At 46.3% G+C, this 20,515-nt stretch carries 19 protein-coding genes; 13 read left to right on the top strand and 6 right to left on the bottom strand.

What is annotated here, in order from left to right:
• The first annotated feature begins 47 nt into the window (after nt 1-47).
• The 4 genes from GY683_RS05245 (at nt 48) to GY683_RS05230 (ending at nt 2,670) form a co-directional block, all read left to right on the top strand.
• Complete coding sequence (locus GY683_RS05245) at nt 48-1,082, top strand: methionine synthase (protein WP_297287743.1); 1,035 nt, start codon at nt 48-50, stop codon at nt 1,080-1,082.
• A gap of 80 nt (nt 1,083-1,162) precedes the next feature.
• Nucleotides 1,163-1,657, top strand: coding sequence for a flavin reductase (locus tag GY683_RS05240; protein ID WP_297287742.1), 495 nt, complete (start codon nt 1,163-1,165; stop codon nt 1,655-1,657).
• 136 nt (nt 1,658-1,793) lie between these two features.
• A complete protein-coding gene (locus GY683_RS05235; RefSeq protein WP_297287741.1) occupies nt 1,794-2,462 on the top strand; it encodes a glutathione S-transferase in 669 nt (222 codons plus the stop codon).
• A 10-nt stretch (nt 2,463-2,472) separates the two neighbouring features.
• Nucleotides 2,473-2,670 (top strand): hypothetical protein, encoded by a 198-nt coding sequence (locus tag GY683_RS05230; protein ID WP_297287740.1) that lies wholly within the window; start codon nt 2,473-2,475, stop codon nt 2,668-2,670.
• 55 nt (nt 2,671-2,725) lie between these two features.
• On the opposite strand, the gene GY683_RS05225 is transcribed toward GY683_RS05230, so the two are convergent.
• On the bottom strand, nt 2,726-4,804 hold the full coding sequence (locus GY683_RS05225) for a CHC2 zinc finger domain-containing protein (RefSeq protein WP_297287739.1): 2,079 nt from the start codon (nt 4,802-4,804) through the stop codon (nt 2,726-2,728).
• Nucleotides 4,805-4,900: 96 nt separating this feature from the next.
• Nucleotides 4,901-5,977 (bottom strand): outer membrane protein assembly factor BamD, encoded by a 1,077-nt coding sequence (locus GY683_RS05220; RefSeq protein ID WP_297287738.1) that lies wholly within the window; start codon nt 5,975-5,977, stop codon nt 4,901-4,903.
• A gap of 196 nt (nt 5,978-6,173) precedes the next feature.
• Between GY683_RS05220 and GY683_RS05215 the strand changes: the two genes are divergently transcribed.
• Nucleotides 6,174-7,205: an RluA family pseudouridine synthase gene (locus GY683_RS05215; RefSeq protein ID WP_297287737.1), complete on the top strand. Its 1,032-nt coding sequence runs from the start codon at nt 6,174-6,176 to the stop codon at nt 7,203-7,205.
• A gap of 1 nt (nt 7,206) precedes the next feature.
• Nucleotides 7,207-8,016 carry a peptidoglycan editing factor PgeF gene (gene pgeF / locus GY683_RS05210; RefSeq protein ID WP_297287736.1) on the top strand — a complete coding sequence of 270 codons (810 nt, stop codon included), beginning with the start codon at nt 7,207-7,209 and terminating at the stop codon, nt 8,014-8,016.
• A 100-nt stretch (nt 8,017-8,116) separates the two neighbouring features.
• On the opposite strand, the gene GY683_RS05205 is transcribed toward pgeF, so the two are convergent.
• From GY683_RS05205 to GY683_RS05195, 3 genes are all read right to left on the bottom strand, one after another.
• On the bottom strand, nt 8,117-8,338 hold the full coding sequence (locus GY683_RS05205) for a hypothetical protein (RefSeq protein WP_297287735.1): 222 nt from the start codon (nt 8,336-8,338) through the stop codon (nt 8,117-8,119).
• A 38-nt stretch (nt 8,339-8,376) separates the two neighbouring features.
• Nucleotides 8,377-9,597: a translocation protein TolB gene (locus tag GY683_RS05200; RefSeq protein ID WP_297287734.1), complete on the bottom strand. Its 1,221-nt coding sequence runs from the start codon at nt 9,595-9,597 to the stop codon at nt 8,377-8,379.
• 74 nt (nt 9,598-9,671) lie between these two features.
• Entirely contained in the window at nt 9,672-10,409 is a 738-nt protein-coding gene (locus GY683_RS05195; RefSeq protein ID WP_297287733.1) for a hypothetical protein, read from the bottom strand.
• Nucleotides 10,410-10,716: 307 nt separating this feature from the next.
• Between GY683_RS05195 and hrpA the strand changes: the two genes are divergently transcribed.
• The 3 genes from hrpA to trmA all read left to right on the top strand — a co-directional run bounded on the left by hrpA (nt 10,717) and on the right by trmA (nt 17,503).
• Nucleotides 10,717-14,871 (top strand): ATP-dependent RNA helicase HrpA, encoded by a 4,155-nt coding sequence (hrpA, locus tag GY683_RS05190; RefSeq protein ID WP_297287732.1) that lies wholly within the window; start codon nt 10,717-10,719, stop codon nt 14,869-14,871.
• 154 nt (nt 14,872-15,025) lie between these two features.
• The gene (locus GY683_RS05185) at nt 15,026-16,171 is read left to right on the top strand and encodes a beta-ketoacyl-ACP synthase III (RefSeq protein WP_297287731.1); all 1,146 of its coding nucleotides are present in this window, start codon (nt 15,026-15,028) and stop codon (nt 16,169-16,171) included.
• Nucleotides 16,172-16,393: 222 nt separating this feature from the next.
• A complete protein-coding gene (gene trmA / locus GY683_RS05180) occupies nt 16,394-17,503 on the top strand; it encodes a tRNA (uridine(54)-C5)-methyltransferase TrmA (RefSeq protein WP_297287744.1) in 1,110 nt (369 codons plus the stop codon).
• On the opposite strand, the gene GY683_RS05175 is transcribed toward trmA, so the two are convergent.
• The gene (locus GY683_RS05175) at nt 17,504-18,163 is read right to left on the bottom strand and encodes a DUF3820 family protein (RefSeq protein WP_297287730.1); all 660 of its coding nucleotides are present in this window, start codon (nt 18,161-18,163) and stop codon (nt 17,504-17,506) included. It abuts the gene before it with no gap.
• Nucleotides 18,164-18,271: 108 nt separating this feature from the next.
• On the opposite strand from GY683_RS05175, the gene prfA reads away from it, so the two are divergent.
• The 4 genes from prfA to GY683_RS05155 form a co-directional block, all read left to right on the top strand.
• Nucleotides 18,272-19,351 (top strand): peptide chain release factor 1, encoded by a 1,080-nt coding sequence (gene prfA / locus GY683_RS05170; RefSeq protein WP_297287729.1) that lies wholly within the window; start codon nt 18,272-18,274, stop codon nt 19,349-19,351.
• A gap of 15 nt (nt 19,352-19,366) precedes the next feature.
• A complete protein-coding gene (locus GY683_RS05165) occupies nt 19,367-19,603 on the top strand; it encodes a DUF2798 domain-containing protein (RefSeq protein WP_297287728.1) in 237 nt (78 codons plus the stop codon).
• 10 nt (nt 19,604-19,613) lie between these two features.
• Complete coding sequence (locus tag GY683_RS05160; RefSeq protein ID WP_297287727.1) at nt 19,614-20,003, top strand: hypothetical protein; 390 nt, start codon at nt 19,614-19,616, stop codon at nt 20,001-20,003.
• A gap of 117 nt (nt 20,004-20,120) precedes the next feature.
• A partial coding sequence (locus GY683_RS05155) for an OB-fold nucleic acid binding domain-containing protein (protein ID WP_297287726.1) occupies nt 20,121-20,515 on the top strand: 395 nt, incomplete at its 3' end.

Raw genomic sequence — 20,515 nt, 5'->3', positions numbered from 1 at the left:
GATTTGAATTTTTTGGTATAATGCGAATTTTAATTTAGGAAAACACAATGAGCAAAATTTTACTTCCCACTTCCACCGCAGGCAGTTTGCCAAAACCGTCTTGGCTTGCCGAACCCGAAAAACTGTGGTCAGCATGGAAATTTGAAGGCGATGAGCTACGCCAAGCTAAGCAAGACGCACTACTCGTGTCGCTTGCCGAGCAGACCCGTGCAGGCATTGATATCGTTAGCGATGGCGAGCAGACACGTCAGCATTTTGTAACCACGTTTATTGAGCATTTGGACGGCGTGGATTTTAATAAGCGTGAAACCGTCCGCATTCGTAACCGCTATGATGCTTCTGTGCCTAGCGTGGTAGGCGATGTGTCTCGCCCAAAATCAGTGTTTGTGGACGATGCTAAATTTTTGCGTCAGCATACCGACAAACTCATCAAATGGGCTCTGCCGGGCCCCATGACGATGATTGATACCTTGTATGACGGGCATTATAAGAGCCGTGAGAAGCTCGCGTGGGAATTTGCCAAAATCCTAAACGAAGAAGCCCGTGAGCTAGAAGCGGCAGGCGTGGATATTATTCAGTTTGATGAGCCTGCGTTTAATGTGTTTTTTGATGAGCTAAACGATTGGGGCGTGGCGACCTTAGAGCGTGCCATTGAAGGGCTAAAATGCCAAACAGCAGTACATATCTGCTACGGCTACGGCATTAAGGCGAACACCGATTGGAAACAAACGCTTGGCAATGAATGGCGACAATACGAAGAGAGTTTCCCAAAACTGCAACAATCCAAAATTGACATTATCTCGCTAGAATGCCAAAATTCTCGTGTGCCAATGGATTTGATTGAGCTGATTCGTGGCAAAACGGTCATGGTTGGGGCGATTGACGTGGCGACCAATGAGATTGAAACGCCTGAGCAAGTGGCGGATACTTTGCGTAAAGCCTTGCAATTTGTGGATGCTGATAAGCTCTACCCAAGCACCAACTGCGGTATGGCTCCACTGTCTCGCACGGTTGCTCGTGGTAAATTGCACGCTCTTAGCGAAGGGGCGAAGATTATCCGTAACGAGCTGGCAGGCAAATAATCAGCCAAATCGAATGAATGTTGGGTTTTCTGCATGAAAATCCAACATTTATATTTATAAAATAATTTAAGAAAATAACAATGGTATCAGTAACAGATTTTAAAGACGCAATGGCAAAACTCACCACTGCCGTTCACGTGATAACGACAGACGGCGTGGCAGGGCGACATGGCTTTACGGCATCGGCAGTATGTAGCGTTACCGACACGCCCCCAACTTTGCTCGTGTGCATGAATACAAATATCGGTTTTTATGACAATTTTGTCAAAAATGGCGTGCTTATGGTCAACACCTTGACTGCCGAGCAGTCGCATTTGTCTAATACCTTTGCATCACGGCTAAATTCTGATGAGCGTTTCACGCATGGTACTTGGGAGACACTAACCACAGGTTCGCCAATGCTTATCGATGCGTTGATCAGTTTTGATTGCAAGATTAGCGAAGTTAAAGAAGTTGGCACGCATGGGGTGTTTATCTGTGAGATTATTGCCATTCGTCAAGGCGACAGCGACAAGGCATTGACTTATTTTAACCGTAATTATCATAAAACTGATGACGGTACGGCATTGGTATAAGATGATTGGGTAAAAAGCATAAAGCACGACGTGAGTTGTGCTTTTTTGTTTTGGCGGGATGATAAATTCATCCCAAAGCCTAACATTTTTTAATAATCAATATTATAATAACCCAATCCCATGAACAGGAAATCCCATGCTTACCCTTCATCATCTTAACCAATCTCGCTCGTTTCGTATCTTATGGTTATTGTGCGAACTAAACGCCTTATACGGCATACCCTTTAAAGTCATCAAGCATGAACGCACCAAAAGCCACCTTGCCCCAAAAGAGCTAACGGACATTCATCCCATGGGCAAAGCCCCGATTTTGGTAGATGAAACCCGTGGGCGGACACTTGCCGAGTCGGGTTTTATCATTGAATATCTGCTACGCCATTACGACAAGGATGGCAAACTATCACCCACTGATGAGACATGGGAGGATTATGCGTTTTGGCTACATTTCTCCGAAAGCTCCATGATGCCACCGCTTGTCATGCGACTAATTATGTCAAAAGTTGCCACCAAATCGCCCTTATTGGTGCGTCCGATTGCCAAAAAGATTGCTGATAAGGTGGAGAGTTTGGTGATTCAGGGTAATATTGCCCAAAGTTTTGGGTTACTAAACGCTCACCTATTGGACAAAGACTGGATAGCGGGCGACTTTACAGGGGCGGACGTGCAGGCGTATTTTGCGGTTAAGGCATTGCAAAGTCGTGGCGGACTTGGGCGTTGGGATAGTTTAAAGGCGTGGCTTGTCCGCTGCGAAAACCGCTCTGCTTACAGGCAGGCGGTGGAGCAGGGTGGTAAAATTTTTGAATAATGGAATGGTAATGAATCAGCCTAACAAACCAGAAATCATGAATAATATTGGTATTAAGATATTGGTCGCGGTGCTTTGTGCGGTGAGCTTCGTGGCAGGCATGTATGCCCATAAATCCCGTCAGATTAACGCTTGTCAAGCCATTGGCGGTACGCTGACAGAGCATGGCAGTGCGGTGTTATGTCATATGGGTGAGCATCAGAAGTGATGGGTGGTGGCGTGGCGGATTAGCCGTTTTTAATAGCTACCCGATTGTGCTGCTCTTATGAATTTAAGGATTTAGAGAGCAGACTTTTTTGGTTGCTGTCCCATTGTCTTAGCGCGTGCAGTCGCCGCTTATGAATCTCTGATAAGATGATGTGTTTACTTTGTTCCTGTTGTTTCTTGAAATGATCTTGCAGAACTTGGCTTAGCAGCTCATTGAAGAATAATGAGATATTTTCAGGCTCGTGCCCATCAACCTGCAAGAAAAATTCTCGCCAATGACTGACCAAGACATCTTGTAAGGCATGATTTGGTAGGCTTGCCATGATAAAATGCGCTTGCTCATCGATGGTATGGCGCTCATTGGTCTCAATGAGCGGGGCGATTACACCATCTTTGCCAAGCTGAATTAGGCGAATGATGGTCTGAGTCAGCTCAAATAGTGCAGCATCACCGATTGACTGCCAGGTAGGCAATGCAGGCAGATGTAAATCATGCGCTTCAAGCTTATCTACGAAATCCACATGAACATCCACCACGCCCGAATCGGTCAAAATATCGCCCAATAAATCACGCTCCAATAAATGCGGTGCGTACAGAAGGCATAGGTATAATAAAATATTGCGATTGACACTTGCTTCGTAATTGGCCTTATCAATAATATAACGCTGACCGCGCTCATCCTTTGCGCCTAGACGGCGATAGATGTCGTTATTTAGCCACCATTTAAAGCTAGAGCCTTTGGGGAATTTTGCGGTGAGCTCTTTTAGGTTTGCCATGGCTGCCGCCTTATTCTCAGGCAGGCGAATATCATAGCGTGAGCTTAACACATCAAACACGTATTCTGATGTACTGAGCGAACTTTCAATTTGCGCGCGCATCGCATCCACGCCATGCGCTTTGATATAAGTATCAGGGTCGTGGCTGTCGGGCAGGGTTAGGAATTTTAGCTGTTTGCCATCGGGCAGTACGGGTGCGGCAACTTCCAGAGTTCGCCAAGCGGCGCGCTGTCCTGCACCATCGCCATCGAAGCACAATGTGAGCGTGTCATTGTATTTTAGTAGATTGGCGATTTGCCCTTCGTTCGCGGCAGTACCCATCGGTGCGACCGCGCCATAGATGCCCGCTTGATACAGCGCGATGACATCCATGTAGCCTTCCACCATCAGATAGTCATTGGCGCGCGCCTGCCTAGATTCATACAGACCGTACAGGATGTGCTGCTTGGCGAATACGGGGGATTCTGATGAATTGATGTATTTTGGTATCTCATCGCCAAGTGCGCGACCAGCGAAACCAACCACGCGACCTTGTTTGTCCTTGATGGGAAAAATTACACGATCGCGCAACAGATCAAAGTCGCGACCTTTCTGAGAGGTGCGCACCAATCCAAGTAGCTTTAGCCCCTCGATGTCCTGCGGGAAAGCCTCTTCAAGATGTTGCCAGCCTGATGGCGCATAACCTAATTCAAAAGTGTCAATCGTCTGTGCGCTAAGACCGCGCGAACTAAAATATGCCAGTGCTGACGGGTTATTTTTTAGATGGTATTTATAAAATTCACAAATATGGCGCAGCAGTGTATATAGATCGCCTTGCTCATTGGTGGCTGCAGGTTGTGGGGAGGGGTAATCCTCATAATGATCACCATATACATCATCATAAAACACATCCTCGCGTACGATGAACGGTTGTTCTAAATGTTGCTGATTAAAATCAACAACATTGGTATTGGATGTGTTATTTAAGGTGGGCGGTACAGACTGCGCTGCTTGCCTTGCATTTGGGGTGTTTGGTTTTGCGGTGTTGGTTTTTTTGTATTTGATGGATTTTTCAAAGGCGTCGTCTTTGGGTAGCTCAATGCCTGTTTGCTCAGACAGAGCTTTTAATGCTTCGCCAAAGCTCATCCGTTCTAGTTCTCTTAGAAAGGTAATCGCATTGCCCTTTGCGCCACAGCCAAAACAGTGATAAACATTCTTCTCAGGGTCGACATAAAAAGAGGGGGTCTTTTCACCATGAAACGGGCAGCACCCCTTAAATTCGCGACCAGCAGGCTTTAGTATCGTGTGGCGGCGAATCATGCCGACCAGATCGGCTTGACTGTTTAGCTGTTCGATGACGGATTCAGGAACGCGAGGCATGATTGGCTACCAATAAAAGACGATAATCCCATAAATGTTTAATTTATGGGATTTTGGGTTAGATTGCAAGAAGTATTCGTCTATCTATGACAAATATTAACGTGGCACTTCATTGGTGTGACCCGCTTCAGCTTCTTGAGCTGGTAAGCCCAACCCGATACGTGGACGACGCGTCTCTTGGGCTGGCGTTGCTTCTCCTTGCTGCTGCTGAGTAGCGGCAGGCAGTGATAGATTGCGACCTTGGCGGATGATCTGTTCGCGTGTCTCGCCTGCATAGTTGCTAGAGGCTGGCTCAAACTTATCCTTGCTACGGCCGAACTTACCAAAGCTTAGCGTCGATAGTGTGCGCTTACCCCAAGATGTCGCGCCTTGGTTTGGTAGGCGAACCTCGCCGTTATTGGCAAGGTACTGCGGGTAGTTGATTTGTAGTAGGGTTTTGTATTGATTGGCGGTGTCGGTCATGCCTAGCTTGTCATAGCTGTACGCCAACACAGCAACTGCTTCAGGGATGGCAGTTGATTGTGGGTAGTATTGGAATACCCATTTGGCGCGGTTAGCGGCAGCCAGATACGCATCGCGCTTAATATACCAACGTGCTGATGTCATCTCATGCTCGGCAAAATCGTTATAAATCGCTGTCATGCGCTGCGCTGCATCTGGTGCGTATTGGCTGTTAGGGAAGTTATTAACCAATGTCTGAAAATCGTTGAACGCCAAGCGTAACCAAGAAGTGTCACGCTGTGATTGATCCAGATTGAACAGGCGCGATGCTTTGGGTGAGCCGCCCATGTTGGTAACGCCTTGTACATACAGTACATAGTCAAGGTGGCGACTGGTTGGGTACGCGCGGATAAATTCTGCGGTGCTCTGAGTAACCGCTTCAAAATCATTGGCTTGGTACTGAGCGTAGATCAGATCAAGCAGGGCATCTTGGGAGTATTGACCTGTTGGATAGAATGTACGCACGTTCGTTAATGCGGTGATCGCCTCGCGGTAACGCTGTTTGGCAAGTGCATTTTGGGCATCGGTATAGTAGCCGCTTTCTGATTTTTCGGCGGTACTGATGACTTCTTCTTTTTTGCCAGTCATGCCTTTTAGGGTGTTACAGCCAGTCAGGGCAACACTACCTGCGATGACAGCCGTGATGACTTTTAGTTGTAATGATGTCTTCATATCGTCCTCGTATGATGCTTAATGCAAATGCAAACTTTTTAATAAAAATAAACGTTCGTTAGTTTACCACAATTTTAAACCAAAAAAAGACTTATTGTATTTTTTGATGATTATGACAAGAAAAAAAAGCACAAATGTGATAAAGTGATAAGCCATTTTATCTTCTTATTCATAAAGCAGTATCAAAAGTAACAAAATGACAACGCACAGCACCGAACAAGACACAATGCCTGACAGTCACATTGATGGCGAATTTGATGAAGAATTAAATACTTCTGCCAAAAATACCGTAAATCTCACCCATCAGGTCACGGATGACGAAGTGGGTACTCGTCTTGATAAATTGGCATCGATGGTGTTTGAGGATTTCTCTCGCGTGCAGTTGCAGGGATTTATCGAAGGTGGCGCACTTACGGTCAATGGTGCAGCCCAAAAACCAAAATATCGCGTGAAGTTAAGCGATGAGATTCGTCTGTGTGCTGTCATTGAGGATCATTCTGAGGATCTGCCGGAGAATATTGACATTGATGTCATCTATGAAGATGATGATGTTGTGGTGATTAATAAGCCAGCCGGCATGGTGGTACATCCAGGCGCAGGCAATCGAACGGGTACTCTGGTGAATGCGCTGCTGTATCATTATCCTGATAGCGCGCATCTACCACGTGCAGGATTGGTGCATCGCATCGATAAAGAGACAACGGGGCTGTTGGTCGTGGCGCGTACCAAGACAGCACAGATGAATCTGACCGAGCAACTAAAAGACAAAAGCGTGTATCGCCATTATCAGTGCATCTGTCAGGGCGTGCCTAGCGATATCTTGAGGCATTCGGTGATTGATCTGCCCATCGCACGTCATCCGACTCAGCGCACCAAGATGGCGGTGCGTGATGGCGGTAGAAATGCCGTAACTCATATCATGAAAGCTACCTCCATCCACGAACGTTATAGCCTGCTTGATGTACGCCTTGAGACGGGACGTACACATCAGATTCGCGTACATCTGTCGCATTTGGGCTTTGCGTTGGTGGGTGATCCTGTCTACGGTGCACCCATTAAGTCGGGTCTAGATAAGACTCATCTAGAAGCCTTAAAATCTTTTAATCGTCAGGCTCTACATGCTTATAAATTGGGCTTCATTCACCCAACAACGGGGGAACAGATGGCATTTAATGCGCCACTGCCTGACGATATGCAGACACTGATTGAAGTGCTTAGTGAGGATTGAGATGGGTGATAAATTAATGATTCTACACCGCGGGCCGCATGTTCTAGTTGCTCAGACGATGGCGGGCGATTTTGATAAGTTTGGATGCGACTTGTATGGGCAGTTCAATGTAGGATTGCACGTTGGTGATAGCCCTGTCAATGCTCTACAAAACCGCGCAAAATTACTAAAAATGCTAAGCGAGCATGATCAGGTGAATGCCATTCACTGGCTTGATCAAGTGCATAGTGACATCGTTGTAGATATTGATCAGGCGCCATCCATGACTGCTCATACAGCAGACGCGCTCATGACGATGCGCAAATGGCAAGCGCTTGCCATCATGACGGCCGACTGCGTGCCTGTGGCGATCTTTGATAATGCGAATGCTGATGCAGGTATTGCATGTATTCATGCAGGTTGGCAGGGACTTACCAATGGCATCATTGCCAAGACCTTATCAAAGATGCATGCATCGAATGCATCTGCTGACTATCATGCTGTCATCGGCGCGCACATCAGTCAGTCTGCTTATGAGATTACCAGAGAGCTGGCTGATAAGATTGTTAATTTGGTGTGTATCAGTGATTTGGTGGCTATGGATAACGATAAGCTGTATCAAGCCATCATTACAGACAGCCAAGATGATGATAAATGCCTGATAAATATAGATAAATTAACTAGATTGCAACTAGAAAATCTAGGCGTGCAGGTCGTAAACGAATCATCGCTGTGTACTTATACAGACCCAAGGTTTTACTCTTATCGTGCGCAAACACACGCCAAAAAGAGCGCAACAGGCCGTATGGCGACCATCATTGTCAAGTTATGATTGGTGTATTGATATTGTAATAACAAAGCAATGCTAATTTATACACCGATACCGACTGTCCAAACATTAACATCCAAGGCTAATCTTTAAAGTTAGATATCTAAAACCAACTTTCTAACAGATAGAATCCTTGTGAATCCGCGACCTTTTTGGTGGCGGATTTGTTCTTTATGGGGGAATTGGTTGGGGTGAGTATGATGGGGCTGTCTGTTTTGGTGGGTGTGTTGGCATTGAGCGCGGCCTTTTGGGCAGCGTTTGGCGTAAGCGTGATAGGCAGAGGGCTTCTGGCTACCTGAATGTGCTGGCAGCCCGATAGTGTCACGATGCTCGTTAATGTTAAAGTTAAAATGCACTTAGACATCATCGTGCTGACCATGTTGGATCTTTGATGATGCCAGTAGTAGGCAGGATGGTCTCACGACCTGTATTTAGCTGCTTGATGATAAGCTTGCTGTCATTGCCCATCTGAGTGCTATAGACGATGCTTGTGCCATTGGGTGAGAAGCTTGCCATACCTTCGGTGCCGATTTTTGCGATGGTTTTTGGGTTGGTGCCGTTGATGTTAGCAACGATAAGGTTACTGCCTTGCGTGTAGGCTAGGCGTGTACCATCATGGCTGACTCTAGGGCTACTGCCTGTGGTGATGCGAATTGGGGTGTTGTTATTTAGGCGGTAGATGCTTTGGCTGCGAGAGCCATTATCAGCGGTAAAGATGATTTGACTGTTAGGCAGATAAGATGGTGAATTCTCGGCACCGTCTAGCTGAGTGATGGTGCTGAGTCGATTGGCAACTAAGTCAAGTCGGTAAATATTCGGGTTGTCGTTGTCATGGCTGCCTGAGAATAGCAGAGCGTTGCCATCCGATGAAAAGGCAGGCGATAGATTGCTGCCTTTAAATGGCGTGACGAGTGTTTTTTGATCGCTACCCAGTTCTTGAATATAGATAAGCGGTAGCTCATCTTGGTGCAGTATGGTGTAGGCAAGCTTAGTGCCATCTGGTGAGAATGCGGGTGTTAATATGGATCCATTGATCGTCTGAATGTTCTTAACGTTCTGTGTGGCGACATCCATGACTTTAAGTGTGGAGATTTTTTGATTGGCTTTGCCTATCTCCTCAACATAAGCAATCTTACCAACTAAGTCGTTCGTCGTACCGGTGATGGCAGCATAGATCTTATTGCTGATGGCTATCGCGGCGGCTTGTAATTCTTGAGTGCTGCTACCAGAGATGTGTGTTTGACGCGCACCGATGAGCTTGGCGGCGCCGAGGTCGACGATCTCAAAATTGGTTGCAGCCTTATCGCCTAGGATGGTATGGCTGCTACCGATAACGACATACTGATATCCGGTGTTGCGCCACGCATGGATGTTATTGATGACATCTTCGGCGTTTTGAGGATGGCTAGGCAGGTTGTTGTCGCTGCTTTTTAATTCGGTGTTATTAAGATGTGTTAATGTCAAGTCGCTTAGGGTTTGATTGCCCAAAAATGGCACGATCGCTACCTGGTTTGGGTTTGTTATGCCTGCCTTTGTGACTTGTAGCACCAGATCTTCAGCATGTGCAGCTGATGTGACTGACATGACTATGGCTAATGATAGGGATACGGCGCTTAGTAATCGTAAGGTAAATTTTGTGTGCATATAATATCCTATTATTATTGAGTGCTGCTGAATTCAATGGTCAGAGAGTTTTGTAGTCCGGCCATCTCGCTTATTGGCGAGCTGTCATAGATGGCCGCCGTAGCACTCGAAGCAATCTCTTGATCGCCACTACCAATTCGAACGCCCGTGACATTGCCTGCATCATCAAGCTGTATCGTGATCTTAAGTTTCTTACCACCTGCGTCATTATATTTTTCCCATGCCATGATGATGCGCGCTGTGGCAGCGCTTGCGGCTTGTTTTAGATCGGCACTGGGCGTGGTCTTCGGCGTAGTGTTGTCTTGGGCGGCTGGTGCATCGATGGATGCCGATCCTTGTGTATCATAAGTCATTATGGTTTCATCAATGGACGGATGTTCGATGTGCTCATATTCATACACCGGCGGATGGCTAGGCTGCTGAACGTCTTGGGTTGGCTGCCATGTTGACTGACTGGGCGCGCTTGATCTGAATGTCGGTTGAAATTCTGCTGTGTCGCCTTCATTATGATGACTGGTTTTTTGAGCGACTGCGTTACTTACCGAACGGATGCGTTTTGCATCTGCTTGGGATAAAATCTGAGCTTCTAGAACATTGACCTTAGGCGGCTGTGCAGGCTTTACCGACAGCATCGCCACGATTGCAAGCAAATGAAGCAGTATTGCCACTAGAATGACAATCAAAATGGTGGATTTTGTGAGTCTTGCAGGCTGAATATTGACTGGCTGCTGGTGGGAGGTGGCGCTACTCATGGGGCTCATAGATGGGCTAAAACTTGAATTATTTTATCATAGTTTTGGGTGCTTGCCTATTTGTCGATATTATTGACTGCAAGCACAAGAACAAAATTGCGCCCATGCCAAAAGTCCATTACAATATTGCCAAAGCTACTAAAATTTGCCTGTTAATTGATTTGTATGTCGGTACAGGCAACTTTGAAGTATTATCAATCAAAATCTCGGTATCATAAATGAACCAACTATCAATACCACATCATCCAAACGCCATCTAAAGTTTACATTTTAACTTAAATACAACACCAAATATCTAAGAACAACGATGAATAATTTACCAGTATTAGCCAAAGATCAACACTATCTACGCAGACTCGCCAGAGAAATAAAGCACGCCCACTGCGAAGACAAAACAAAAAAACAAGCACGGTTTGATGAGATCGCTCAGCGCTCACGCGAGGCCGTGCAGGCGCGCATCGATAATATTCCTGCCAATCTGCCTGAGCTTTTGAATCAAGATCTGCCGGTGACCAGAGAGGCGGACACCCTCATTCAAGCCATCAAAGATCATCAAGTCATCATCGTCGCAGGTGAGACAGGTTCGGGTAAGACAACCCAGCTGCCTAAGCTTGCCATGCTGGCTGGTCGCGGCATCACAGGGCAAATCGGACATACGCAGCCAAGACGTCTGGCGGCGCGTTCGGTGGCTGGACGCATCAGCGAGGAGGTGGGCGAGAGCCTTGGCAAGACAGTGAGCTTCAAGGTGAGGTTCACCGAAGAGGGTGGTCAGCACAGCATCGTTAAGCTGATGACGGATGGTATTTTGCTCGCTGAGCTTGGTTCGGATAGGTTTTTGACACGTTATGACACCATCATCATTGATGAAGCACATGAACGTAGTCTTAATATTGATTTTATTTTGGGTTATCTAAAGAGCCTGCTGCCAAAGCGCCCAGACCTAAAAGTCATCATCACATCTGCCACGCTAGACACACAGCGATTCGCTGATTATTTTGCTAAGAATGGTAAGCCTGCACCTGTATTTAGTGTTGAAGGGCGTAGCTATCCTGTGGAGGTGCGCTATCGCCCTTTGACTGATCAGATCATAGCCAGCCATGACGACGATGCCTTTGATGAGGCTGAGGATAATCTACCCAGAGCCTTAACGGCAGCGGTGGCAGAATGCTTTGATGATGCCGCCAAAAAAGGTCATCCGCATCAGGCTGATATCCTAGTTTTTGCCAGTACAGAAGCTGAGATTCGAGAGCTTCAAGATATTCTAACTACATATGCGCCGCCGCATACCGAAGTATTGCCGCTTTTTGCTCGTCAGAGTTTCGCTGAGCAGCAGAGAATCTTTGCGCCATCGGGCAAGGGTCGGCGCATCATCATCGCCACCAACGTCGCAGAGACTGCCTTGACTGTGCCGAACATTCGCTACGTCATTGATTTGGGTTTTGCGCGTATCAGTCGTTATAACTACCGTTCACGCATCCAAAGACTGCCCATCGAGGCCATCAGTCAGGCAGCAGCCAATCAGCGTAAAGGTCGCTGTGGTCGTATCGGCGATGGCGTTTGTATCCGCTTGTATTCTGAAGAGGATTTCAACGCGCGCCCTGAGTTTACTGAGCCTGAGATTCTGCGTACGAATTTGGCAAGTGTGATTTTACAGATGGCGCGGTTGAACTTAGGCGATGTGGCTGAATTTGATTTCATCACGCCGCCAGATTTTCGTTTGGTGAATGATGGTAAGAAGCTATTGCTTGAGCTTGGGGCGATTCATGATGCACCAACCAAGACCGCCATCAAAAAACGCAAAAACACCCTAAGCAGTCTAACCAAAATCGGTCAGCTAATGGCGAAAATGCCGATTGATCCGCGCCTTGCCAGGATGCTGGTCGCAGGTGATCATTTTGACTGTTTGGCAGACATGCTTATCATTGTATCTGCGTTGGCGGTGCAGGACGTGCGTGAGCGCCCGATGAATAAGCAAGCCCAAGCCGACCAAAAACACGCCTTATTCCGCCGTGATAATTCTGACTTTTTGTTTTATTTGGAGCTGTATCAGGCGTTATTTGGGCTGCATGAGATCAATGATAATCAGCCGCTTAGTAGTAATGCAAGGCGAAATTTTGCCAAAAAACACTACCTTAGCTTTACGCGCATTCGTGAATGGCAAAAGACTCATGAACAGCTGTCTGCGATGATGGCAGAATTGGGCTTTGAAATCAAAAAACCTGAAGATCAAGATTCTAAAGATACACCAAAAATCGACACAAAAAAAGGCATGCGCCTATCGCTCAACAAAAAAGCCATCAAAAAGAACAAAGGCGTCAGCCTAAACGTGCTAAAATCCATCAGTGCCAATGGCGTACTTGACAAAGCCGCCATTCAATATGCCAATATCCACCGCGCATTATTAACCGCGCTTTTATCCTTTGTGGCGCATAAAACGGACACACTGGGTGAATATCTCATGGCGCGCAGCCAAAAGGCGCGCATCTTTCCAGCCAGCACCCTGCACAAAAAAGGCGTGGATTGGCTTATGGCGTTCGAGGTGGTGGAGACCTCTCAGGTGTACATGCGCTGCAATGCCAAGATCGAGCCTGAGTGGATCGTATCAGCCGCGGCGGATCTTTTAAAATACCATTACTTTGAACCGCATTGGTCAAAAAAGACAGGGCGAGTTCGCGCCTATATGCAGATCAGCTTGTTTGGACTGATTGTTGTTGCCAAAGAGCTGACCAACTATGAGCCTGTGGACATTGAGCACGCCAGAGAGATCTTTATCCGTGATGCATTGGTGGGGGATAATTATGGTTTTAATGCCAAATTCCTAACGCATAACACCGCCAAAATCAAAGACGTGGAGCGCATCGAAGATAAGCTTCGTCGCCGAGATCTGTTGGTGGATGAAGAGCGGCTTTATCAATTTTATCATCAACAAATCCCTAGCCATATCGCCAGTCGAAAGGCATTTGAAGAGTTTTATCACGAAAAAGCAAGCGAAAATCCTAACTTCTTGTTTTTTGAAGATGATGATGTGCTCAATGAAAACATCAACGCCAATCAGGACTTTCCTGAGACATGGCAACTTGGCAGGGTTAAGTTGCCGCTGTCTTATGTTTTTGACCCAAGTTCGGACGATGATGGTGTGACCGTGCGCGTGCCGATCAAGGCGTTGTCCCAGATTGATCCGGTGGCGCTACTGTGGGGGGTTGCAGGTTGGCGCTATGAATTGGTGCTGCAACTATTAAAAACTCTGCCCAAAGAACTGCGCCGCCAAATCGTCCCAATTCCAGATACGACGGACAAGATTTTTGATAAATTAAATGCCGATAGCGGCGTGGGGCTGCTCAATCAGCTGTCTGATAACCTGCTGCGTCTGGGCGTGCGTGTCAGCCCCAATGATTTTGACCCTACCAAAGTAGATAACTACCTAAGACCGCTTATCTGTGTGGTGGATGATAAGAATCACATCATCGAAAAAAGCCGAGACTTAGAGCGATTAAAAGCGCGCCACACCACGACCATTCGCCAAGAAGTGATGGTTGAAGAGGGCTTGCACCATGTATTCCCTGAGCATTTTGATTTTGTGCGTAATAAACACACCTCTGGCGTGGTCATGCAAGAATTCTCCGCATTAAAGGCGGACAAGGCAGGCACGGCGGTGTCGATTGCTCAATTTACCGAACTAAAATCCGCCTTAAATACGCATAAGCAGGGCGTGCTGGCGCTCATCAAATCAAAGCTTGGCGCCAAACAAAAGCAGCTCACCAGTCAGGTGGATAAGGCATTTAAATTAGCGTTCGCGCCACTTGGCGACCTTGAGAAGCTAAAAGCCATCGTCATTGATGCGACCTTGCAGGCGTGCTTTTATGATCACGCGCCAAGATTCATCGACAGCTCCAGCGAGGATGCTCGACAGCACATTGGCGCGCTTATTGATGATGAGGCGTCTTGGCTGGTTGAGCATTTGCCTTTTGATGCTGATGAGTTCAACGCGACCCGAGATAAGATTTTAGGTGAATTTCTCTTGACTGGACAAAGCGTTCTTAAGACTCTAAAAGACATCTACACCGCTTGGCAGACGGCGCGCGGTAAGCTGCTCATGCTGGATAGTGAGATTTTTGGCGAGAGTATTGAGGATGTCGAGGATCAATTGGATGATTTGGCGTTGTCGAATTTTGTGTATCGTACGGATGTCGTGCGCTGGCGAGAATATCCGCGTTATCTGCAGGCGTTAAACACCCGATTGGACCGCTTGACTCACAACCTAGATGCCGACCTTGACGGAGTTTATCTGCTTGATGTGCACATGGAACGGCTCGCCAATCGCGTACATGACCCGAAGATCGCCGAATATCGCTGGCTCATCGAAGAATATCGCATCAATCTATTCGCCCAGCCCATGAAGACAAAATCGCCCGTATCCACCAAGCGACTTGAGAAACTGTGGGCGAGCTTAAACACAAAATAAGTAGTTTATAACCATACAAAAAACCCTTAAATTAGTGAAAAATTGTTCACTAATTTAAGGGAAGTTGTGATAAAATTTTACAACTGGTTACATCTTTTGTGATAAACTAAAGGCAGTTTATTATATTAATAGTGAATAATACTAAGGATTATTTATGCCAATTTATCTTACTGCGACAGGGCTACACACCCCAAAAGACAAAATCACCAACGAAGAGCTCGTGGCGACTTTTAACACCTATGTGGATAATTATAACCGTGATAATGCCGCTGCGATCGAAGCAGGCGAGAAAGTCGCTTTGCAGCATTCTACCGCTGAATTCATCGAAAAAGCATCAGGCATCAAGTCTCGCTATGTCATCGACAAAAAAGGCATCCTAGATCCTGAAATCATGGCGCCAGTTTTCCCTGCGCGTAAGCTTGGCGAAGAGCTGTCCATCATGGCAGAGATGGGTGTTGATGCACTCCAAAAAGCCCTAGACGCTGCAGGACTTAAAGGCGAAGACTTAGATGGCATCATCTGCGCTTGTTCTAACTTCCAGCGCGTGTATCCAGCCATCGCCATCGAGATTCAAAACGCCATCGGCATAAAGGGCGGTTTTGCTTTTGATACCAATGTGGCGTGTAGTGCGGCGACTTTTGGCATTGCTCAGGCTGCTGGCATGATTAAGGCGGGTCTTGGTAAGCGCGTGGCGGTGGTGAACGTTGAGATCACTTCAGCTCATCTAAATTGGCGTAATCGTGACAGCCATTTCATCTTTGGTGACATCGCGGCAGCCACCATCATCGAAGAGCTAGACATACCAAAAGGCTATGAAGTTCTCGACTGCAAGCTCTACACTCAGTTCTCAGCCAACATCAAGAACGAATACGGCTTCATGGACAGAAGTGAATATCTGGCAGCAGGTCAAGACATTCATGCTGACATTAAAGAACCTGTAACAGATAAGTTGTTCTTACAAGAAGGGCGTAAAGTATTCAGAGAGGTCTGTCCGAAAGTATCTGAAATCATCAGTACTCACTTAGCTGAAAACAACATTGATAATCAAAAGGTTAAGCGCTTATGGCTGCATCAAGCCAATATTAACATGATTGATCTTATCCTGCGTACTGTGATGGGCAAAGAGGCGGATAAAGCCATTGCACCGATCGCTATCACCGAATATGGTAACACCAGTTCTGCAAGCCCGATGATTGCCTTTCATGAGCACCAAGATGGCGTTGAAAGTGGTGATCTTGGGGTGATTTGCTCATTTGGTGCAGGTTATTCCATCGGTTCTGTCATTGTGAAGAAAGTTTAATTACTGATAAACACCTCAACTTTACTTGAGGTGTTTTTTTGCTCTCTATAATTTATTTAACATAATACATATAATTGATGTCAAAGACTAAAATAAAAGCCATGCTGTTAAAATGGAACTTTCTTAGTTTAACCGCAAGCTTCATGGCGAATTTGGATGACAATATTTTGGTGTCTGGCTTAGCATCTGTTATAATGCATGTTTTATTTAGATGTTGATATGATGAATCCTCAAGCCTACCAAGCCCAGTTGTCCGCTAAGATCGAACGCGTTCAATCACAGTTTGCAGAATTTAACCCGCCAACTTTAGAAGTCTATGAATCACCTGTCAGTAATTTTCGTCAGCGCGCTGAATTTAGAATTTGGCATACCGAAGATGATTTGTTCTATGCGATGTTCGAGCGCAATGATTCGGGCAATAAGAGTGTCGCACGCGTGGATGAATTTCCCATAGCGAGCAGGGCGATTAACGAGCTGATGCCGATTTTACTTGACCATCTTAAGGCCGATCCGCTGCTGTCAGAGCGATTATTTGAAGTGCATTTTTTGAATACCCTGTATGGGCAAATGCTGGTTACGCTCATCTACCACAAGAAGCTGGGCGAGTCATGGCAGGCTTTGGCGAATGATCTGGCTGATAAATTAAACATCAAACTCATCGGACGCAGCCGCGGACAAAAAATAGTATTGTCCGATGATTTCGTCGTCGAGAAGATGACGGTGAGCATTAAGGGGCAAGACGAGGATTTTTATTATCAGCAGATTGAAGGTGGGTTTAGTCAGCCTAATGCTTATGTGTGCCGCCACATGCTTAATTTCGCCTGCGATGTGGCGGACAAAATCAGCCAAAATGACCAGAGGGATCTGCTGGAGTTGTACTGTGGCAATGGCAATTTTACCCTGCCATTGTCTAAATATTTTAATCGAGTGCTTGCCACTGAGCTGGCAAAATCGTCGGTAAACTCAGCCAAATGGGCGGTTGACCATAACGACATCCAGAATATTGCCATCGCGCGTCTGTCTGCCGAAGAGTTCAGTCAGGCGCATAATGGCGAACGTGAATTTAGACGATTGGCCGAGAGCGATATCGATATCAAATCTTACGATTTTAATACTGTATTTGTTGATCCGCCGCGCGCAGGAATTGATGATGAGACGTTAAAGATTTTGGCGAATTTTGAGAATATTATTTATATCTCGTGCAATCCTGATACACTGTTCGATAATTTGCAGATGCTATATCACACGCATGAAATCAAGCGTTTTGCGTTATTTGATCAATTTCCCTACACACATCACATCGAAAGCGGTGTTTGGCTTGTCAAGAGATAATCAGCATTCTAGCGCCGTCTTTAGCGCAATATCAATGTCTTGTCTGGCAAGCCATCGCTTATAATCAGGCGGTATGTCTTTGAATTCTTTGCCTTTGTGCTTGCCAAATGGCATGGTCTTAGGCAGGCAATTCAAGAACAGCGTCTCAAAGTCATCCGCTTCAATGCGCTCATTCAACGCCATCAGCACCTTATGGGTAAACAGCACATCAAAATATGCCCCATGCGCGTGCATCTCATAAGTCTGCCTATCATCTGGATAAAAGTGCGTCAGTAGCGCGCCAAGGCTAAACTTGGGCAGCCCACCAAAAAATTTCCGCGCCAGTATGCAGGTACAAATCGGCTTGATGTTTGATATATCAACGCCTGCATTTTTAAGGACTCTGAGATCATAACTGATGTGATGACCGATGAGATAGGTGGTCTGTGGCATGACAAAACTGGTGTGGGGCGGGCATTCTGCGACGTCTTCATCATAGATGCCGGTGACTTTACTGGCGCCATATTCGATGGGTTTTTGAGGGTTGAACCGAGCGTTAAAATGCTGACCTGTCGGCATAAGAAGGGTGTCAATCTCAAGCCATGCGATTTCGGTGGCATGAGGGTCTTTGGTGCCTGTGGTCTCGGTGTCTAAAATCAGCGCATGGGCAGAAGTATTCATCTGGTAAGTTTAAATTTTAAAAAGATTGGGCGGATTATACCAAAAATTTAATGCAAAAATCGTCAAAATATGGCAAAATAACCCGTTTAAAATTAGCTTATAAATACCATGAAAGAGAGCCTACGCCACCGCCTAGACCAAATGGCGGACAGATTTGAAGAAGTGACCGCCTTATTATCTGACCCTGACACGATCAGCGACAGTAAGAGATTCCGTGCCTTGTCGGTTGAGCATAGCGATTTGTCCGAGCTTGTGGACGCTTGGGGAAAGTTTTGCCAAGCTGAAGAAGATTTGGCAACCGCCAATGAAATGCTGTCCGACCCTGACATGAAAGAGATGGCAGAAGAAGAGATTGATGCTGCCAAAGCTGAGATTGAGCGTCTGGGCGATGTGCTAAATGTTCTAATGCTGCCCAAGGATCCCAACGACAAGGCGACCGCCTTTTTGGAAATTCGAGCAGGGACAGGGGGCGATGAAGCGGCGATATTTAGTGGCGATTTGTTCCGTATGTACCAAAAATATGCCCAAAGTCAAGGTTGGCAGGTGGAAGTCTTATCTGCTAACGAAGGCGAGCATGGTGGCTACAAAGAAATCATCACCCGAGTGTCGGGCGTGGGCGTGTATGGGCGACTCAAATTTGAAAGTGGGGCTCATCGGGTTCAGCGTGTGCCAGCCACCGAGTCACAGGGACGTGTACATACGTCCGCTTGTACGGTTGCCATTATGCCTGAGATTGAGCTTGATGATACGGTTGATATTAATCCTGCTGACCTACGCATTGACACCTATCGCTCAAGTGGGGCGGGCGGTCAGCACGTCAATACCACTGATTCTGCCGTGCGAATCACTCACATTCCCACAGGCGTGGTTGCCGAATGCCAACAAGAACGCTCACAGCACGCCAACAAAGACAAGGCGATGAAAATGCTTGTCGCCAAAATCCAACAAGCCAAAGTCCAAGCCCAGCTTGACGCCACAAGCGACATGAGACGAAATTTGGTGGGTTCAGGCGACCGCTCCGAGCGTATCCGCACCTATAATTTCCCGCAAGGACGCATGACCGACCACCGTATCAATCTGACGCTTTATAAGCTAGATGCCATTATGGAAGGCGATTTGGGGGAATTATTGGATGCACTCTTGCGTGAACACCAAGCTGACCTAATGGCTAGCGTTGGTGGTGAATAACTAAGAGTGTACAGCATGAAAGGTTTTATTCCTGCCAAATTTACGCCAATTGTCTTTGCGTTTTATATGTCTGGCATCATGGCATTCTTGATGTCGGCGGTGTTGGTCGCGGTGAATACTGGCTTTGGTGGTGATTATTTTACACGTGTGATTGGCGCGTATTTGATTGCTTTTCCGATTGCTTTTGTTTGTGTGGCGATACTAAGACCTGTTGTGATGAAATTGGTTGATTTAACCATCAAAAAATCGTGAGACCAATATAATGAGATTGAAGCTTGTAGTGATATTGGCGTTCTCTATATTAGGCTGTGCTCATTCACCTAATATAGAAAATGAGAAAATCACACCCAAAAAAGTAAAATTTCAATCCAAAAACGCAAGCCTTGCCGAGATTGACGAATGTCAAAAACAAGGTGGCAAGGTGGAGAAAGTCGGTGTACTGCAATTTGATAAATGCATCATCACTTATCCCGATGCGGGCAAAATGTGCACCAAAGGCGATGATTGCCAAAGTGGGACATGCGAGCCAAAATCTAATAATGCACTCAAGCCAACCGAGGCAATCACAGGCGTATGTAAAGCGGATAACAACCCGTTTGGCTGTCGCAGCTTTATTGAAAATGGACAGGTGCTGACACTGTGCGTGGATTAAAGCTTTTGATTGTGCTAGGCTGATTGATTATTGTATAAATAAAGTTGGCTACAAATCAGCATCAGAAGCGATATTTAACCAGATTCAAAATTTAATTTAATGTTCTAAGGCGTAATTATGTCAAATAACCAACCTCAAACCGAACTTATCGACACCAACGAACTTATTCGCCAACGTCTTGAAAAGCTAGATGTATTAAAACAAAAGGCAAGCGAGCAAGGCAAAACCGCTTATCCAAATACCTTTAAACCTGCCGACTACTGTGCCGATTTGCAAGACAAATTTGCCGATGTGGATAAAGCAACCTTAGAAGCCGATGCCGAAGCAGGCAATAAGACTTATGCTAAAGTGGCTGGGCGTGTCATGCTAAACCGTGGCTCGTTTATCGTGATTAGCGACATGACAGGGCGGATTCAGCTGTATGTAGATAGAAAAGGCTTGCCTGCTGAGACTTTGGAGTTGATTAAATCCTTAGATTTGGGTGATATTGTTGGGGCGAGCGGTTATATCGG

This window comes from Moraxella sp., from assembly GCF_024227015.1.
In the GTDB taxonomy this organism is placed as follows: Bacteria; Pseudomonadota; Gammaproteobacteria; order Pseudomonadales; family Moraxellaceae; genus Moraxella.
Note: the sequence above shows the minus strand (reverse complement) of the source record. Positions and strands in the feature narration are given on the sequence as shown.

What these genes read in the sequence shown, in the direction of transcription:
- GY683_RS05245 (WP_297287743.1), top strand. Translation starts at nt 48, where the DNA reads ATGAGCAAAATTTTACTTCCCACTTCCACCGCAGGCAGTTTGCCAAAA.
- GY683_RS05240 (WP_297287742.1), top strand. Translation starts at nt 1,163, where the DNA reads ATGGTATCAGTAACAGATTTTAAAGACGCAATGGCAAAACTCACCACT.
- GY683_RS05235 (WP_297287741.1), top strand. Translation starts at nt 1,794, where the DNA reads ATGCTTACCCTTCATCATCTTAACCAATCTCGCTCGTTTCGTATCTTA.
- GY683_RS05230 (WP_297287740.1), top strand. Translation starts at nt 2,473, where the DNA reads ATGAATCAGCCTAACAAACCAGAAATCATGAATAATATTGGTATTAAG.
- GY683_RS05225 (WP_297287739.1), bottom strand. Translation starts at nt 4,804, where the DNA reads ATGCCTCGCGTTCCTGAATCCGTCATCGAACAGCTAAACAGTCAAGCC.
- GY683_RS05220 (WP_297287738.1), bottom strand. Translation starts at nt 5,977, where the DNA reads ATGAAGACATCATTACAACTAAAAGTCATCACGGCTGTCATCGCAGGT.
- GY683_RS05215 (WP_297287737.1), top strand. Translation starts at nt 6,174, where the DNA reads ATGACAACGCACAGCACCGAACAAGACACAATGCCTGACAGTCACATT.
- pgeF (WP_297287736.1), top strand. Translation starts at nt 7,207, where the DNA reads ATGGGTGATAAATTAATGATTCTACACCGCGGGCCGCATGTTCTAGTT.
- GY683_RS05200 (WP_297287734.1), bottom strand. Translation starts at nt 9,597, where the DNA reads ATGTCAGTCACATCAGCTGCACATGCTGAAGATCTGGTGCTACAAGTC.
- GY683_RS05195 (WP_297287733.1), bottom strand. Translation starts at nt 10,409, where the DNA reads ATGAGTAGCGCCACCTCCCACCAGCAGCCAGTCAATATTCAGCCTGCA.
- hrpA (WP_297287732.1), top strand. Translation starts at nt 10,717, where the DNA reads ATGAATAATTTACCAGTATTAGCCAAAGATCAACACTATCTACGCAGA.
- GY683_RS05185 (WP_297287731.1), top strand. Translation starts at nt 15,026, where the DNA reads ATGCCAATTTATCTTACTGCGACAGGGCTACACACCCCAAAAGACAAA.
- trmA (WP_297287744.1), top strand. Translation starts at nt 16,394, where the DNA reads ATGAATCCTCAAGCCTACCAAGCCCAGTTGTCCGCTAAGATCGAACGC.
- GY683_RS05175 (WP_297287730.1), bottom strand. Translation starts at nt 18,163, where the DNA reads ATGAATACTTCTGCCCATGCGCTGATTTTAGACACCGAGACCACAGGC.
- prfA (WP_297287729.1), top strand. Translation starts at nt 18,272, where the DNA reads ATGAAAGAGAGCCTACGCCACCGCCTAGACCAAATGGCGGACAGATTT.
- GY683_RS05165 (WP_297287728.1), top strand. Translation starts at nt 19,367, where the DNA reads ATGAAAGGTTTTATTCCTGCCAAATTTACGCCAATTGTCTTTGCGTTT.
- GY683_RS05160 (WP_297287727.1), top strand. Translation starts at nt 19,614, where the DNA reads ATGAGATTGAAGCTTGTAGTGATATTGGCGTTCTCTATATTAGGCTGT.